This window comes from Shewanella avicenniae (assembly GCF_017354945.1).
Taxonomy (GTDB): Bacteria; Pseudomonadota; Gammaproteobacteria; order Enterobacterales; family Shewanellaceae; genus Shewanella; species Shewanella avicenniae.
The window spans coordinates 1427493-1442514 of the sequence record NZ_CP071503.1 but is presented as its reverse complement, the minus strand read 5'-3'; the positions used below and the strand labels follow the sequence as shown (position 1 = coordinate 1442514).

Annotated in this window: 12 protein-coding genes; 2 read left to right on the top strand and 10 right to left on the bottom strand. The window is 49.8% G+C overall.

Annotated elements, in window-relative coordinates:
• Positions 1-47 precede the first annotated feature (47 nt).
• Both guaA and guaB read right to left on the bottom strand, forming a co-directional pair.
• Positions 48-1625: a glutamine-hydrolyzing GMP synthase gene (gene guaA, locus JYB87_RS06370; RefSeq protein WP_207356042.1), complete on the bottom strand. Its 1578-nt coding sequence runs from the start codon at positions 1623-1625 to the stop codon at positions 48-50.
• 92 nt (positions 1626-1717) lie between these two features.
• Positions 1718-3184: an IMP dehydrogenase gene (gene guaB / locus JYB87_RS06365; RefSeq protein ID WP_207356041.1), complete on the bottom strand. Its 1467-nt coding sequence runs from the start codon at positions 3182-3184 to the stop codon at positions 1718-1720.
• A 130-nt stretch (positions 3185-3314) separates the two neighbouring features.
• On the opposite strand from guaB, the gene xseA reads away from it, so the two are divergent.
• The gene (xseA, locus tag JYB87_RS06360) at positions 3315-4655 is read left to right on the top strand and encodes an exodeoxyribonuclease VII large subunit (protein WP_207356040.1); all 1341 of its coding nucleotides are present in this window, start codon (positions 3315-3317) and stop codon (positions 4653-4655) included.
• Positions 4656-4741: 86 nt separating this feature from the next.
• Here xseA and der read toward each other — a convergent pair whose 3' ends face one another.
• From der to JYB87_RS06320, 8 genes are all read right to left on the bottom strand, one after another.
• Positions 4742-6208, bottom strand: coding sequence for a ribosome biogenesis GTPase Der (gene der, locus JYB87_RS06355; protein ID WP_207356039.1), 1467 nt, complete (start codon positions 6206-6208; stop codon positions 4742-4744).
• Between the two features lie 79 nt (positions 6209-6287).
• Positions 6288-7472 carry an outer membrane protein assembly factor BamB gene (bamB, locus tag JYB87_RS06350; RefSeq protein WP_207356038.1) on the bottom strand — a complete coding sequence of 395 codons (1185 nt, stop codon included), beginning with the start codon at positions 7470-7472 and terminating at the stop codon, positions 6288-6290.
• A gap of 10 nt (positions 7473-7482) precedes the next feature.
• On the bottom strand, positions 7483-8103 hold the full coding sequence (locus JYB87_RS06345; protein ID WP_207356037.1) for a YfgM family protein: 621 nt from the start codon (positions 8101-8103) through the stop codon (positions 7483-7485).
• 18 nt (positions 8104-8121) lie between these two features.
• The gene (gene hisS, locus JYB87_RS06340; protein ID WP_207356036.1) at positions 8122-9402 is read right to left on the bottom strand and encodes a histidine--tRNA ligase; all 1281 of its coding nucleotides are present in this window, start codon (positions 9400-9402) and stop codon (positions 8122-8124) included.
• A gap of 115 nt (positions 9403-9517) precedes the next feature.
• A complete protein-coding gene (gene ispG, locus JYB87_RS06335; RefSeq protein WP_207356035.1) occupies positions 9518-10630 on the bottom strand; it encodes a flavodoxin-dependent (E)-4-hydroxy-3-methylbut-2-enyl-diphosphate synthase in 1113 nt (370 codons plus the stop codon).
• Positions 10631-10685: 55 nt separating this feature from the next.
• Positions 10686-11744 (bottom strand): RodZ domain-containing protein, encoded by a 1059-nt coding sequence (locus JYB87_RS06330; protein ID WP_207356034.1) that lies wholly within the window; start codon positions 11742-11744, stop codon positions 10686-10688.
• Positions 11744-12529, bottom strand: coding sequence for a type IV pilus biogenesis/stability protein PilW (pilW, locus tag JYB87_RS06325; RefSeq protein WP_207356033.1), 786 nt, complete (start codon positions 12527-12529; stop codon positions 11744-11746). Before pilW ends, JYB87_RS06330 begins: the two co-directional genes overlap by 1 nt.
• Positions 12530-12560: 31 nt before the next feature.
• On the bottom strand, positions 12561-13682 hold the full coding sequence (locus tag JYB87_RS06320) for a bifunctional tRNA (adenosine(37)-C2)-methyltransferase TrmG/ribosomal RNA large subunit methyltransferase RlmN (RefSeq protein ID WP_207356032.1): 1122 nt from the start codon (positions 13680-13682) through the stop codon (positions 12561-12563).
• A 212-nt stretch (positions 13683-13894) separates the two neighbouring features.
• Between JYB87_RS06320 and JYB87_RS06315 the strand changes: the two genes are divergently transcribed.
• Complete coding sequence (locus JYB87_RS06315; RefSeq protein ID WP_207356031.1) at positions 13895-14968, top strand: CNNM domain-containing protein; 1074 nt, start codon at positions 13895-13897, stop codon at positions 14966-14968.
• The last annotated feature ends 54 nt before the right edge of the window (positions 14969-15022 follow it).

The window sequence follows — 15022 nt, the reverse complement described above, 5'->3', positions numbered from 1 at the left end:
GCGATGCGGGCTTTTAAAGAGTAAAACGCTAAGTGATTAACGCGGGATTATTCCCACTCAATCGTTGCTGGCGGCTTGCCAGAAATATCGTAAACCACGCGCGAAATACCGTTGATTTCGTTGATGATACGGTTGGATACGCGACCCAAGAAATCATATGGCAGGTGCGCCCAATGTGCAGTCATAAAGTCGATGGTTTCAACTGCACGCAGCGAAACAACCCAATCGTACTTACGACCATCACCCATTACGCCCACAGAACGTACTGGCAAGAATACGGTAAAAGCTTGGCTGACTTTATCGTACAGTTCTGCTTTACGCAGTTCTTCAATAAAGATGGCATCGGCTCGACGCAGCAAGTCACAGTACTCTTTCTTCACTTCGCCCAGCACCCGTACGCCCAAACCTGGACCTGGGAATGGATGACGATACAGCATGTCATAAGGCAGGCCGAGTTCTAGACCGATACGACGCACTTCGTCTTTGAACAGTTCACGCAATGGCTCAACTAAGCCCAGTTCCATATCGTCTGGCAAACCGCCCACGTTGTGGTGTGATTTGATCACATGGGCTTTGCCAGTAGCGCTGCCCGCTGATTCGATAACGTCTGGGTAGATGGTGCCCTGTGCCAACCATTTTGCGTTAACGCACTTAGTCGCTTCTTCATCAAAAATTTCAACGAATACACGGCCAATGATTTTACGTTTTGCTTCTGGGTCGTTTTCGCCTTTCAGCGCGTCCAAGAAACGGTTTTCAGCGTCAACGTGAACGATATTCAGGCCAAAGTGGTCACCGAACATGTCCAGTACTTGATCGGCTTCGTTTAAGCGCAACAGACCGTTGTCAACGAATACACAGGTCAACTTGCTGCCAATGGCACGATGCAACAGCATGGCGGTTACTGATGAATCCACACCACCTGACAAACCGAGGATCACTTCATCATCGCCCACTTGCGCTTTGATGCGCGCGACGGCGTCTTCGATGATTGACGCTGGTTGCCATTTGTTATCGCAACCACAGACATTCAGTGCGAAACGCTCAAGAATGCGTTGACCTTGGCGAGTATGAGTCACTTCAGGGTGGAACTGCACACCATAGAATTTCTTGGCTTCATTCGACATGATGGCGAATGGACAAGTTTCTGTTTTCGCTACTGTTTGGAAGCCTTCTGGAATGGCCGACACTTTGTCACCGTGGCTCATCCACACGTCTAACAGGGCGTTGCCAGCAGCGTTGATAGAATCTTCGATACCAGCGAACAGTGCAGATTCGGCCAACACTTCCACTTGAGCGTAACCAAATTCACCTTCACCAACACCTTGGATTACTTTACCACCGAGCTGTTCGCTCATGGTTTGCATGCCATAGCAGATACCTAACACTGGCACCCCAGCGTTAAACACATACTCTGGTGCACGCGGCGAGTTTTCCGCAGTCACACTTTCTGGACCACCGGCAAGGATAATACCGTTAGGGGCAAATTCGCGGATTTGCGCTTCACTAACGTCCCATGCCCACAGTTCACAATAAACGCCGATTTCACGGATTCGACGGGCGATCAACTGGGTATACTGAGAGCCAAAATCAAGGATCAGTATTTTGTGCTCATGAATATTGCTCATTGAAAACCTTTATTTCGATTTAAGTGAAGCCGCGGCCAAAATGACCACGGCTTTACATCTTCAGATAGCGTAAACGAGGTTAATTAGGGTGATTAACCACGGTTATTATAGTTCGGCGCTTCTTTGGTGATGGTCACATCGTGTACGTGTGATTCGCCCATACCAGCTGCAGTCACTTTTACGAACTGCGCTTTTTCATTCAGTTCTTTGATGGTTGCACAACCGGTCAAGCCCATGCATGAACGCAGGCCACCCATGTGTTGGTGGATAAGCTCTTTGATTTTACCTTTGTAAGGTACGCGACCTTCGATACCTTCTGGCACCAGCTTGTCAGCAGCGTTGTCAGATTGGAAGTAACGGTCAGAAGAACCTTTTGCCATTGCGCCCAGTGAGCCCATGCCACGGTAAGATTTGTAAGCACGACCTTGGTACAGTTCAACTTCACCTGGGGCTTCATCAGTACCGGCAAACATAGAACCCGCCATGATGCATGATGCACCAGCTGCTAATGCTTTTGCCAAGTCACCTGAATAACGGATACCGCCGTCAGCGATAACTGGGATGTTCAAGTGTTTAACCGCTTCAACCGCATCAGCAACCGCAGTAATTTGCGGAACGCCCACACCAGTCACGATTCGAGTGGTACAGATTGAACCAGGGCCGATACCTACTTTAACAGCGTTCACACCCGCTTCAACCAGTGCCAAAGCACCTTCTGCAGTGGCGACGTTACCGCCCACGATTTGCAGATCTGGGTATTTAGCGCGTGCGTCACGAATACGTTGCAGTACGCCTTCTGAGTGGCCGTGTGAAGAGTCGATCAACAGTACGTCAACGCCCGCTTTAACCAGTGCGTCGATACGGTCTTCGTTACCAGCACCAGCACCCACTGCGGCACCAACACGCAGACGACCTAACTCATCTTTACAAGCGTTTGGCTTACGTTCTGCTTTTTGGAAGTCTTTAACGGTGATCAAACCTTTCAGTTTGAAGTTGTCATCCACAACCAACACTTTCTCGATACGGTTAGCGTGCATCAGTTTTTGCACTTCGTCGAGTTTAGTGCCTTCTTTCACAGTCACCAGACGTTCTTTTGGGGTCATAACCGCTTCTACAGTTTTGCTCCAGTCGGTAACAAAACGTACGTCACGGCCAGTAATGATACCCACCAATTCATTGGCAGAGTTCACCACAGGGAAACCTGCAAAGCCGCATTTTTCGCTCAGGACTTTCAGTTCAGTTAGCGTGGTTTCAGGGGTAACAGTGACAGGCTGCTGCACAACACCCGCTTCGTAAATTTTTACTTTGCGAACTTCTGCAGCTTGAGCTTCGATGCTCATGTTTTTGTGGATGAAACCAACGCCGCCTTCCTGTGCCATCGCAATGGCCAGTCTGGCTTCTGTTACCGTGTCCATAGCGGCAGAAACCAATGGGATATTCAACTCGATCGTGTTGGTCAGACGAGTTTTCAGGTTAGCAGTATTGGGGAGTACAGTGGAGTGCGCTGGAACCAGTAATACATCATCAAAGGTTAGCGCTTCTTTAATCAAACGTAGCATTGCAACATCTCCCCTTGGGTAAGGATACAAAACAAAATAGAGGTGAAATATTGCGGCGGCATTATACCTTGCAAGCGAGGTGCCGTAAATGGACAATAGCTAAAATTTTTTATGCACTAGCACACACTTTATGGCTGCCAACGAACAACAAATCTACACGGTTTCCCGTTTAAATGGTGAAGTGCGCCATCTATTGGAGTCTCAACTGGGGCGTATTTGGCTCTCTGGTGAGATTTCAAATTTGATTATGGCCAGCTCGGGTCATTGGTATTTGACCCTTAAAGACAACTACTCCCAAGTACGTTGCGCCATGTTTCGTGGCAAAAATCAGCAAGTCCGCTTTCGCCCAGCCAATGGCCAACAGGTGTTAGTCCGCGCGAATTTGAGTGTCTATGAACCGCGCGGTGATTATCAGCTGATTATCGATTCAATGCAGCCCGCTGGCGATGGTTTACTGGCACAGCAGTTTGAAGCGCTAAAAATGAAACTGGCCGCCGAAGGCTTGTTTAGCATGGAGCACAAACAAGCGCTGCCGCAGCATGTGCGCCGCATTGGGGTTATCACCTCGCCGACTGGTGCAGCCGTTCGCGATGTGCTGCACGTGCTTAATCGCCGCGATCCGTCACTTGAAGTGGTGATCTACCCAACACAGGTGCAAGGTGATGCGGCCATCGGCCAAATCGCCAATGCGATTCGACTTGCTAATGCGCGCAACGAGGTGGATGTGTTACTACTCACCCGCGGTGGCGGCAGCTTAGAGGATCTATGGTGTTTTAACAGTGAAACGGTTGCACGGGAGATATTTGCCAGCCACTTGCCAATTGTGTCAGCGGTAGGCCATGAAGTGGATACCTCGATTAGCGACTATGCGGCGGATGTACGCGCCCCCACGCCGTCTGCTGGCGCCGAACTGCTATCGGGTGATCGGCAAGACAAACAGCTACGATTAAAACAACTGCTGCTGCGCTTGCAACAGAGTTGGGCGCATTATCGCCTTAACAGCCAGCAACAGCTCAAAAATCTCGAGTTCCGCCTGCAAAGGCAAGATCCACAACGGCAGTTGCAATTACTGACGCAACGCTTTGACGAACAACAATTACGGCTAACCAATGCCATGCAACAGTTGCTTAACCGCCACAATAATAAACTGCAACGGCTTGACGGGTGTTTAAGTGCCCAACATCCAAAACATCAGCTCAACTACAGCCAACAACAACTGAATCACCTGCAACATAAATTGCAGCAGTTGATCCAAGCGAAGCTGGCACACGCGGATAACCGCATGAAACGCGCCGCCCATTCATTACAAAGTGTCAGTCCGTTAGCCACCTTGAGCCGCGGCTACAGCATCAGTAAAGGCCGCGATGATCGGGTGATTACCTCAGCGGCCACTGTGCAACTAGGCGATGAGATGAAGACGCTGCTCAAGCAAGGTGTGGTCTACTCTGAGATTACTAAAATCGAGCCGTAACCAGGCCAGAATTGGACGCATAAATTGAAAAACGCTGGCGATTGCCAGCGTTTTTTCGTGATTGCTTCATCGAGGAACCGTCAAGCTCAAGACTTACGATTCTTAATCGCACCTAACATACGTTGGCGTTGTCTTGCTTGGCTCAGGGTCAACTTTTCTACCTTGCCTTCAAACGGGTTATCACCTTCTTGGAAACGCATTTGAATCGGCGAACCCACCACATTCAGCGACTTGCGGTAGTAGTTGGTCATATAACGCTTGTACGAGTCAGGCAGACGCGAAACTTGATTACCATGAACCACAATCACAGGCGGGTTATAACCGCCGATATGGGCGTATTTGAGCTTCACACGACGGCCATTGATCAATGGTGGCTGGTGATCATCCTGCGCCATTTGCATGATCTTGGTCAGCTTAGAGGTACTGACGCGACGGGTTGCACTCTCATAAGCTTCGTTGATTGACTCAAACAAGTGGCCAACACCCGTGCCGTGCAGCGCGGAGATAAAGTGAATCCGAGCAAAATCGATAAAGCCCAAGCGACGGTCAAGTTCGGTTTTAACTCGATCTTTAACGTCGGTATCGATACCGTCCCACTTATTCACCGCAATCACCAGCGCACGACCAGCGTTCAACGCAAACCCGAGCAAGCCAAGGTCTTGCTCGGCAATGCCTTCGCGCGCATCGATGACCAGCAACACAACGTTGGCATCTTCTACCGCCTTCAGCGTTTTTACGACCGAGAATTTCTCAACTGTGTCGTGTACTTTGGCGCGACGACGCACACCGGCGGTGTCGATGATGACGTATTCTTGCTCATCGCGTTCCATCGGAATATAGATTGAGTCACGGGTGGTGCCCGGTTGGTCATATACGACCACGCGCTCTTCGCCGAGAATACGGTTGGTTAGCGTTGACTTACCAACGTTTGGCTTACCAATGATGGCAAATTTGATTGGCAGTGCACGCAGACGTTCCTGCTCAGATTCGGCTTCTTCTTCGGTATAAAGGCGTTCATCAACCACCTCTTCCGCGTCCTCGCCCTCTTCAGCATTCACCTCTTCAGCGTACGGCGCTAACGCCTGTTCAATCAGTTGGGTAACCCCACGGCCATGCGCGGCAGCCATTTGATAGACTTCGCCAAGCCCTAAGCCCCAGAATTCTGCTGAGGCTGAGTCACCATCAATGCCGTCGACTTTGTTTGCGACCACAAAGGTCACTTTTTCACGTGAACGCAAGTGTTGAGCAATCGCTTGATCGGCTGCAGTTAATCCGGCGCGCGCATCGGTGATAAACAACACCACATCCGCTTCTTCAATCGCTGCCAGCGACTGCTCGGCCATCTTGGTTTCGATACCTTCTTCGGTACCATCAATACCACCGGTATCCACTACGATGAACTCGTGCCCAGATAAGAAAGCACGGCCATATTTACGGTCCCTGGTCAGTCCTGGAAAATCGGCCACCAACGCATCCCGCGTACGGGTGAGGCGGTTAAACAGAGTCGATTTACCGACGTTTGGGCGCCCTACCAGGGCAACGACAGGAATCATGGATTTCCTCTTAATCTTTAAAACAACAAAAAGCCTTCGGAATAACTCCCGAAGGCTTCGTAATCGAGCAAGGTGCTCCTTACGGGAGAGTAATTACGGCAATCTTGCCGGAACGTCCTTGCACATAAATTTTATCATCAACCACAATTGGCTGGCTGTATAAGCCTGAGCCATCAACCGAGATACGGCCAACAAGGTTGCCAGTTTCGCGATCGAAGAAGTGCAGATAACCTTCTAAATCACCCGCCACCAAGTAACCGCGATAGGCTGCAGGCGCAGTGAGCTCACGGTTCAGTAGTTGGGTGTTGCTCCACACTTCTTGACCATTGCGGCGGTCAACGGCGTAAACGCGGCTATGGTCATCCACCAGATACAACTGCAAACCTGCTTGCGCTAACTCATGATAGCTTGAGTATTTACGCGACCAGACCACGCGGCCAGTACGCATCTCGATGCTTGCGAGGTTGCCATTGTAACTGACTGCGTAAATATTCTCACCCAAAAGCAGCGGCGTCATATCAACATCTGCCATACGGGCAAATTCATTGCCACCTTTTGGGGTGTAAATTGGCGCTTCCCAAGCGACTTGACCGTTCGATTTGATCACTACCGCCACTTTGCCATCAGCGGTGCCCACAAATACCCCACCCTCAGCATAAGCGGGTGAACCGGTACCACGCAGGGTCAGGCTTGGCATAGTGGATTCATAACTCCACTTTTTCTCGCCAGTGTCGATATCAAATGCATCCAACACGCCCTTACCGCTGTTAACAACAATCATATCTTCAGCGGCGACAGGGGTTGACAGCACTTCGCCACTGGCTTTGGTCTTCCACACCAGTGCGCCATCTGCAGCATTCAATGCCACAAACAGACCACTTTCATCGCCAACAAAAACTTTGTTTTGGGCAGCGTAAACACCACCAGCGATACGTGCGCCTTGGGTTTCTTTCAGATCGCTATCACCAAACAGATCATCAAAATCCACTGACCAGACTTCAGCGCCAGTTTGTTGATCAAATGCGGTAACGGTGCCGTCACGAGACGCTACAAATACTTTGCCGTAACGTACTTCGGGATGCAGGCGGGAAAAATAGTCGCCTACGCCATCACCGACTGAATCACTCCAAACAACTTGTGGGTCAATGGTCTGCTGAATATCTGGCAGCTCATTCACTACAATCTCTTCGTCGTTAGAAGCACATCCGCTCAATACGCCAACAGCTAAACTACAGGCGATCAGTGTCTTACACCATAACTTCATTGGCGATTCCTTAAGCCTGAGTCAAATTGTCGAGTTTCACTTGCAACGCAGGGCTGTTCACCACTCCGCCTTTTGCAACGGCATCTTGATATGCGGTTTTCGCATTAGCCAAATCGCCTTTGCGTACCAAAAAATCACCTTTCAATTCTGCTTTTTCAGCGGCAAATGCTTCGCTGTTCACGCCATCCAGAGTGGTCAACGCAGTATCGATTTGGCCTTGTTCAGCTTGTACGCGTGCTAAACGCATTGCCGCAATCGTTTCAATCGCTTCGCCTGGTTTAGCAGTCAGCACGGTTTTCAGTGCGGCTTCGGCCTTGGCTAAGTCACCCGCTTCTACTGCTGATTTGGCCACTACCAATTGCAGCAATGCTGAGTAACCTTGTTGAGAATGTGCTTGGTCATACTGAGCCACGGCGGCAGCCAGCGCTTTGTCGTCTTGCGTTGCAGCAATCACATCACCAAAGGCTTGAGATGCAGCTTCAGTTTGTTTGACTTGATGCTCTGAGTACCAGTTCCAGCTGTAGAGGGCACCTAAACCAATCACTGCACCGGCTAGGACTGACGTGCCGTAGTCTTGCCAAAACTTTTTGATCGCTTCAACTTGTTGTTCTTCTGTGCTGTAAATTTCCACGCGCACTTCCTCTAAAAATTATTTTTTAATATGTTGTGTCAGATAAGCGGCTAACGCGGCGCGTTCAACAGTTTGCTGTTCGCTATCATCACGTAGTGCTTTTACGACCACTTGATCGGCTTCCAGTTCATTTTCACCGATAATCAGTGCATAAGCGGCACCGCTTTTATCAGCACGTTTCATCTGCTTTTTAAAGTTGCCACCGCCACAGTGAGTCATCACTCGCAAAGTCGGCAGCGCTTGACGCAATTCTTGTGCAATCTTCATCGCAGCAGGCACACATTGGTCGCCCATTGCGGTAACGTAGGCGTCTACTGCAGGCGCTACGTCAGCGTTCAATTCGAGTGTTTCAAGCAACAACACGATACGTTCTAAGCCCATGGCAAAACCCACGGCAGGGGTATCTTTGCCACCCAACTGACCGACCAATCCGTCATAGCGACCACCGGCCAAAACAGTACCTTGAGCCCCTAAACTGTCGGTAACCCACTCAAAAACAGTACGGTTGTAGTAGTCCAGACCACGGACCAAACGCGGATTAACCTTGTATTCGATGCCAACAGCTTCAAGTAGTTCACACAGACGCGCAAAATGTGCTTTTGAGTCTTCTTCGAGATAGTCAGCCAGCACTGGCGCATCACCCAACAAGGCTTGTACTTGTGGGTCTTTGCTATCCAATACACGCAGCGGATTGCTGTACATGCGACGTTGGCTATCTTCGTCGAGTTTATCTTTGTGCTGTTCAAGGAAAGCCACCAGCGCATCACGGTATGCTGCACGCTCGTGGTTATCCCCTAAGGTGTTCAGTTCTAGCGTGACATGCTCGGTCAAGCCCAGTTTTTGCCATAAAGAAGCAGACAGCATCAATACTTCGGCATCAATTTCCGCAGAGGCAATACCGTACACTTCCACCCCAAATTGGTGGAATTGACGATAACGGCCTTTTTGTGGACGTTCATGGCGGAACATTGGCCCGATATACCACAGGCGCTGTTCTTGGTTGTACAGCAAGCCGTGTTCGTTACCGGCACGCACGGTAGAAGCAGTACCTTCTGGACGCAAGGTAAGGCTGTCGCCATTGCGATCAGCAAAGGTGTACATCTCTTTTTCAACGATATCGGTCACTTCACCGATAGAGCGTTTGAACAGGTCAGTACTTTCTACGATAGGAGTACGGATTTCGCTGTATCCGAAGGAGGCAACTGAAGCGCGCAATACCGCTTCAACTTTCTGCCATACGGGGCTTTGGGTCGGCAGAATGTCATTCATGCCGCGAATCGCTTGGATCTGTTTTGCCACTGTTAAACTCGTTTTATTCCGCGCCGGAAAATCAAAAATGCCAGCATTATAGGCGGTTCGCCGTTAAACTCAAACCGCCGAACGCTAGGCACTTCACATTCAGCATTATTTGCTGTTAGTTGTCTTGTTGCACGTCGATACGTTGAGACAAGGTCGCGGCTTTCGCGCGGATCTTGGCTTCTAGGGCATCAATCAGGTTGTCGTTGTCGAGGCGTTCTTTTTGGCGCACGCCATCTTCATACAGACCACTCTTGTTATGACCGCCAGTCAAACCGAGATTTGATACTAACGCTTCACCTGGTCCGTTCACCACGCAACCGATAATCGACACATCTATTGGCGTGACGATATCTTCCAAACGTTGCTCAAGCGCGTTGACGGTGCCAATCACATCAAACTCTTGGCGTGAGCAAGATGGACAAGCGATAAAATTGATACCACGTGAACGAATACGCAGCGATTTGAGAATATCAAAACCGACTTTAATCTCTTCAACCGGATCGGCGGCCAATGAGATACGAATGGTGTCGCCAATGCCCTCAGCCAGTAGCATTCCCAGCCCCACGGCAGACTTCACCGCACCCGCGCGCTGACCACCGGCTTCGGTGATACCTAAGTGCAACGGTTGTTTGATCTGTTTTGCCAACAAACGGTAGGACTCAACCGCCAAAAACACATCAGAAGCTTTTACCGATACTTTGAACTGGTCAAAGTTTAGGCGGTCGAGAATGTCCACATGGCGCATCGCCGATTCAACCAAGGCTTCAGGCGTTGGCTCTTTGTATTTGTCCATCAGGTCTTTTTCAAGACTACCGCCATTCACACCGATACGGATTGGAATGTTATGGTCACGGGCAGAATCGACCACTTGGCGAATACGCTCTTCGTTGCCGATGTTACCTGGGTTAATGCGCAAGCAATCAGCACCGTATTCGGCCACCTTCAACGCGATGCGATAGTCAAAATGGATATCGGCAACCAATGGAATATGGGTTTGCTGTTTAATCAATTTGAACGCTTCAGCAGCGTCCATCGTCGGTACAGACACTCGTACAATATCAGCGCCAACACGCTCAAGCGCGTGGATCTGTTTCAGGGTGGCTTCCACATCTGTGGTGCGAGTGTTGGTCATTGACTGCACGGCGATAGGCGCGCCATCGCCAATAGGCACATTGCCAACGTAGATACGAGTTGACGGGCGACGTTTAATAGGAGATTCACTGTACATCGTAATTGCTCTTACTCGTGTCCGGCTTTTACCGGCAAAGAATGGAGTTCAAATATCAGGCCTGTGGCAGCGTCAGCCGCGCGACTCGTCCGGCCGGATATTTATCAAGGCTAACTTGGGCGCCATTATACGTCATTTTGACGGATTCTGGTGCTCCAAGCACGACTTTGATTGGAGGAGTACCGGCCACCTGGATCTGGCGACCTGCATTTTTTAAACCGTCTGCCAATACCTGCCCTTTGCCATCGATGATCTGCAACCAGCAGTCTCCCGCTAAAGACAGCTCTATGGCTGCATTAGCACTCGCACCACTTGCTGCAGTTGGTTCATTGCTGGAGGTGCTTTGTACTTCAGGCACGGTTACAGCTTGGGATTCAATTGGTGCTTGGGATTCTACGGGTGCTTGTGCAACAAGTGGTTGCTCAACCGCCGTTGCTGGCGCGGCAAGCTCCCTTGGCACCGCGACAGTTTCAGTTTCAGTCACAGTGTCTTGAGTCGCAGTATCGGTCTGGTCAGCAGCAAGCATGTCAGTCGCTGACTGCGCATCGATAGCGCTGCTTTCGGTCGCACTGCTTTCAATCGCACTGCTTTGTGGATTGCTTTGTGGCTCGATGTTTTTTTGTTCTACCGGCGTTTGCAACTCTTCAATGCTTGGCGCGGAGATATTGTCTTCAACAGGGTCTGGTTTTTGTAACCAATAGGCCACTGCCAACGCAATCGAAATAATGACGATAAGATAGGTTAACCACATCCAGCGGGTTTCACGTTTCTTAATGCTAGTTTTGCGTGAGAAGCTGTGCATGGAGGGCGGCGTGATATTAGGTACTTGCTGAGCGAGACACTGCTCGACAATAGCCGTATCGGCCTCAACAAGGCGCGCATAATTACGCACGTAACCACGCACATAAGTTGCCGATGAGATATTGCTAAAATCGTCCTGCTCAATCTCTTCCACAACTGCAACGCGCAGATGCAACCGAGTAGCCACTTCGGCCACGGTAAATTTTTTAGCTTCGCGAGCTGCTTTGAGCACCGCGCCGAGCAGTTCCATTTGCTCTTGGATCTCTTCAGACTTAAGTTCTTCCTTGTCAATATTGTTATTAGATTCAGTCATCAGTGCATCTGTGTCCGATATGCTTTTGCTTGGGGTGATTGCGGAAACTTGGCCAACAACAACACGCCGTTGCGTTTTGCTGCATCAGTATTGCCTAGTCCCATCTCTATTTTTACCGCGAGCGCCAAGCTCTCCGGTGACATGGTAGCCACCTTGTCGTAGCGCTGCAACACGGCCTTGGCTTCTCGGTAGTTACCTACACTTTGTTCGAGTTCGGCCATTTCTAACAAAGATACACGTCTACGCGGTTCATATCTGAGTGCCATGCCAAAATATTTGCGCGCCTTTTCCACATTTCCCGCTTTGCGCATACAAACACCCAAGTTTTCATAACTTGAAGCGGTGCGGGTGTATTTGCTGTTGCCAATTGCACGCAGAAACATGGTTTCCGATTTCTCGTACTTACCTTCTTTGCAGAGGAAAACACCAAAGTTATTGGCGGCATCGCCGGTGGCGTCACGGGTGGCAATTGCGCGGTCGTAGGTGTCTTCCGCTTTTTGCAGTTCACCTACGCTTTCGTAGTAGTAGGCCATAGACAGGTTGACTTGCTCTAGATCAGGAGCGTATTCCATGGCGCGGTCAAGATTGCTTTTAGCGGCTTGGCTATCGCCTTTTTTAAGGTAAGCAAGCCCCAGCTGGCTGCGTTCTACCGCAGCGGCAGTTCGGTCAAATTTGCGTTCGGTAACAGGGGTATCTGTACCGGCATAAGTGCGCTCGGTGACACAGCCCGCTAATTGGGATGATGCCACCAGCAGCAAAAGTATACCGGGCAATCCATGCTTCATCGGTAAACCTATTAATTTGAGTAACAATAAGTTAGCTCATTGTGACCGAAATTTGATTCTGTTGCATTTGTTTTTTTGCGAGGCGTTTTGTACGGTCGCGAATGTCACCCGCAAGCTGACCACAGGCGGCATCGATGTCATCACCGCGGGTCTTACGCACGACCACAGTGAAGCCGTAATCCATCAGCACTTTAGAGAAGCGGTCAATGCGAGAATTAGAAGAACGACCATAAGGTGAGCCCGGATATGGGTTAAACGGGATCAGATTCACTTTGCATGGAGTGTCTTTCATCAACTGCGCTAATTCATGCGCTTGGTCGGTGCTGTCGTTGATGTGATCGAGCATCACATACTCTAATGTGACTCGGCCACGGTTGGCGTTGGTCTTGCCAATGTAACGACGGATCGCCGCCAGAAACTCTTGCAGTGGGTATTTTTTGTTGATCGGTACCAGCTCGTTGCGCAGCGCATCATTTGGTGCGTGAATACTGACCGCCAGCGCGATATCAAGCGATTCACCCAATTTATCTAACGCTGGCACAACACCCGAGGTAGACAAGGTGACGCGGCGTTTTGACAAGGCAAACGCAAAATCATCAAGCATGATTTCAATCGCGGGGATCACGTTGCTCAAATTCAGCAGTGGCTCACCCATGCCCATCATTACCACGTTGGTAATAGGACGTTCGCCAGTATCCTTTTGGAAGCCCAAAAATTGCGCTACTCGCCAGATTTGACCGATGATCTCTGACACTTTCAGGTTACGGTTGAACCCTTGTTGCGCAGTAGAACAGAAAGTACATTCCAGCGCACAGCCCACTTGCGATGAAACACACAAGGTCGCGCGGTCTTCTTCTGGAATATAAACGGTTTCCACTTCTTGGCCATCGCCTACGTTAATCGCAAACTTAATGGTGCCGTCGGTAGACTTTTGATATTGCGAAATTTCTGGCGCAACAATCTCACAGTTGGCGGCCAACTTCTCGCGCAGTTTTTTGTTGATGTTGGTCATCTGCTCAAAATCATCAACACCGAAGTGATAAATCCACTTCATCAGCTGGTCGGCACGAAATGGCTTTTCACCCCATTGGGCAAAGAGCTCACGCAGTGCTTTTCTGTCTAAATCCAGCAAATTGATCTTTTTGTCGCTCATGACTGTTCCTCAACACCAAAACCCGCAACAGGGCGGCGAATTATACAGATCGCTAGGCCGTAGTGCCAGTTATATCCTAGCAAGTTACTGGGGTTTATCAGGGTTAATCTGCCGCTAACCCGCCAGTAAAATTAAGCTTAGGCTCATTTCGGTTATGATACCCTGCAGTTCAGTCAATGTCGGCATGATTCATCACCCTAGTTTACACACCTATGATTACCCTAATCGTCATCGTTCTGTTAGCCCTGAGTTTTTCGTTTTTATGCAGTGTATTTGAAGCGGTATTGCTGTCGGTAACCCCAAGCTATATCGCCACGTTACGCCAAAATAACTTTAACGTTGCCGAGCGCTTAGCCAAGCAAAAAGACAATGTAGAATCCCCCTTGGTGGCGATATTAACCATCAATACCATTTCGCACACAGTGGGCGCGGCAGTCGCGGGCGCACAAGCCGCCAAAGTGTTCGGCGATGAGCTGCTCGGAGTATTTTCTGCGGTATTGACCTTCTTAATTTTGTTTTTTTCCGAAATTATTCCAAAAACCATCGGCGCTAACTATTGGCGTTCGCTGGCACCATCGGTATCGCTTATTTTGCTGTGGATGGAGCGTATCACTCGGCCGCTGATTTGGATGTCAAACAAGGTCACTCGGTTGCTCGGTAAAGGTGAAGTGGGTCAGTATGTGCGCCAAGAAATCAGTGCCATGGCCGCCATCGGGCTCGAGTCGGGCGAGCTCAACCCGCAGGAAAGTAAAATTCTCACCCAGATGATGAAAGCCCGCGATATTTCTGCGCATAGCATTATGACGCCGCGCATCGTCATGTTTTCGTTACCTGTTCAACTGACCGTCGCCGAATTTGCTGAAAAACATCGCAATCGCCCTTTCACTCGTATACCGGTGTATCAAGATGAACCCGATAATGTCATTGGCTATGTCACCCGCACCGATCTGTTGCTTGAAGCGCATAAACAACCGGATTGCCCTATCGGCGAGCTGAAACAGAGCCTGTTGGTGGTGCCTGAAACCGCCAAGTTGCTGCCGCTGTTTGAATTGATGATCAAACGCAACACCCAAATTGCCATGGTGGCCGACGAATATGGCACCGGTCTTGGGCTGGTTACCTTAGAAGATATTATTGAATCACTGCTGGGGTTAGAGATTGTTGATGTCAACGACCCTGCAACCGATATGCAAAAATTAGCGCGTAATCTTTGGAAACGACGTATGAAAGATAAAGGCATTCGTCTGTCTGAAGATAACGACGACAGCGAGTCCTCAGTTAAATAACACAACAGCAACACAAGGGAAGTCGCAGTAAACGCCGTCAATGCTTCCCTTGTC

Excerpts from the sequence above, each read along its gene's own strand:
- JYB87_RS06330 (WP_207356034.1), bottom strand. The coding sequence starts at position 11,744 with ATGACTGAATCTAATAACAATATTGACAAGGAAGAACTTAAGTCTGAA.
- pilW (WP_207356033.1), bottom strand. The coding sequence starts at position 12,529 with ATGAAGCATGGATTGCCCGGTATACTTTTGCTGCTGGTGGCATCATCC.
- xseA (WP_207356040.1), top strand. The coding sequence starts at position 3,315 with ATGGCTGCCAACGAACAACAAATCTACACGGTTTCCCGTTTAAATGGT.
- bamB (WP_207356038.1), bottom strand. The coding sequence starts at position 7,472 with ATGAAGTTATGGTGTAAGACACTGATCGCCTGTAGTTTAGCTGTTGGC.
- JYB87_RS06320 (WP_207356032.1), bottom strand. The coding sequence starts at position 13,682 with ATGAGCGACAAAAAGATCAATTTGCTGGATTTAGACAGAAAAGCACTG.
- der (WP_207356039.1), bottom strand. The coding sequence starts at position 6,208 with ATGATTCCTGTCGTTGCCCTGGTAGGGCGCCCAAACGTCGGTAAATCG.
- ispG (WP_207356035.1), bottom strand. The coding sequence starts at position 10,630 with ATGTACAGTGAATCTCCTATTAAACGTCGCCCGTCAACTCGTATCTAC.
- guaA (WP_207356042.1), bottom strand. The coding sequence starts at position 1,625 with ATGAGCAATATTCATGAGCACAAAATACTGATCCTTGATTTTGGCTCT.
- JYB87_RS06315 (WP_207356031.1), top strand. The coding sequence starts at position 13,895 with ATGATTACCCTAATCGTCATCGTTCTGTTAGCCCTGAGTTTTTCGTTT.
- guaB (WP_207356041.1), bottom strand. The coding sequence starts at position 3,184 with ATGCTACGTTTGATTAAAGAAGCGCTAACCTTTGATGATGTATTACTG.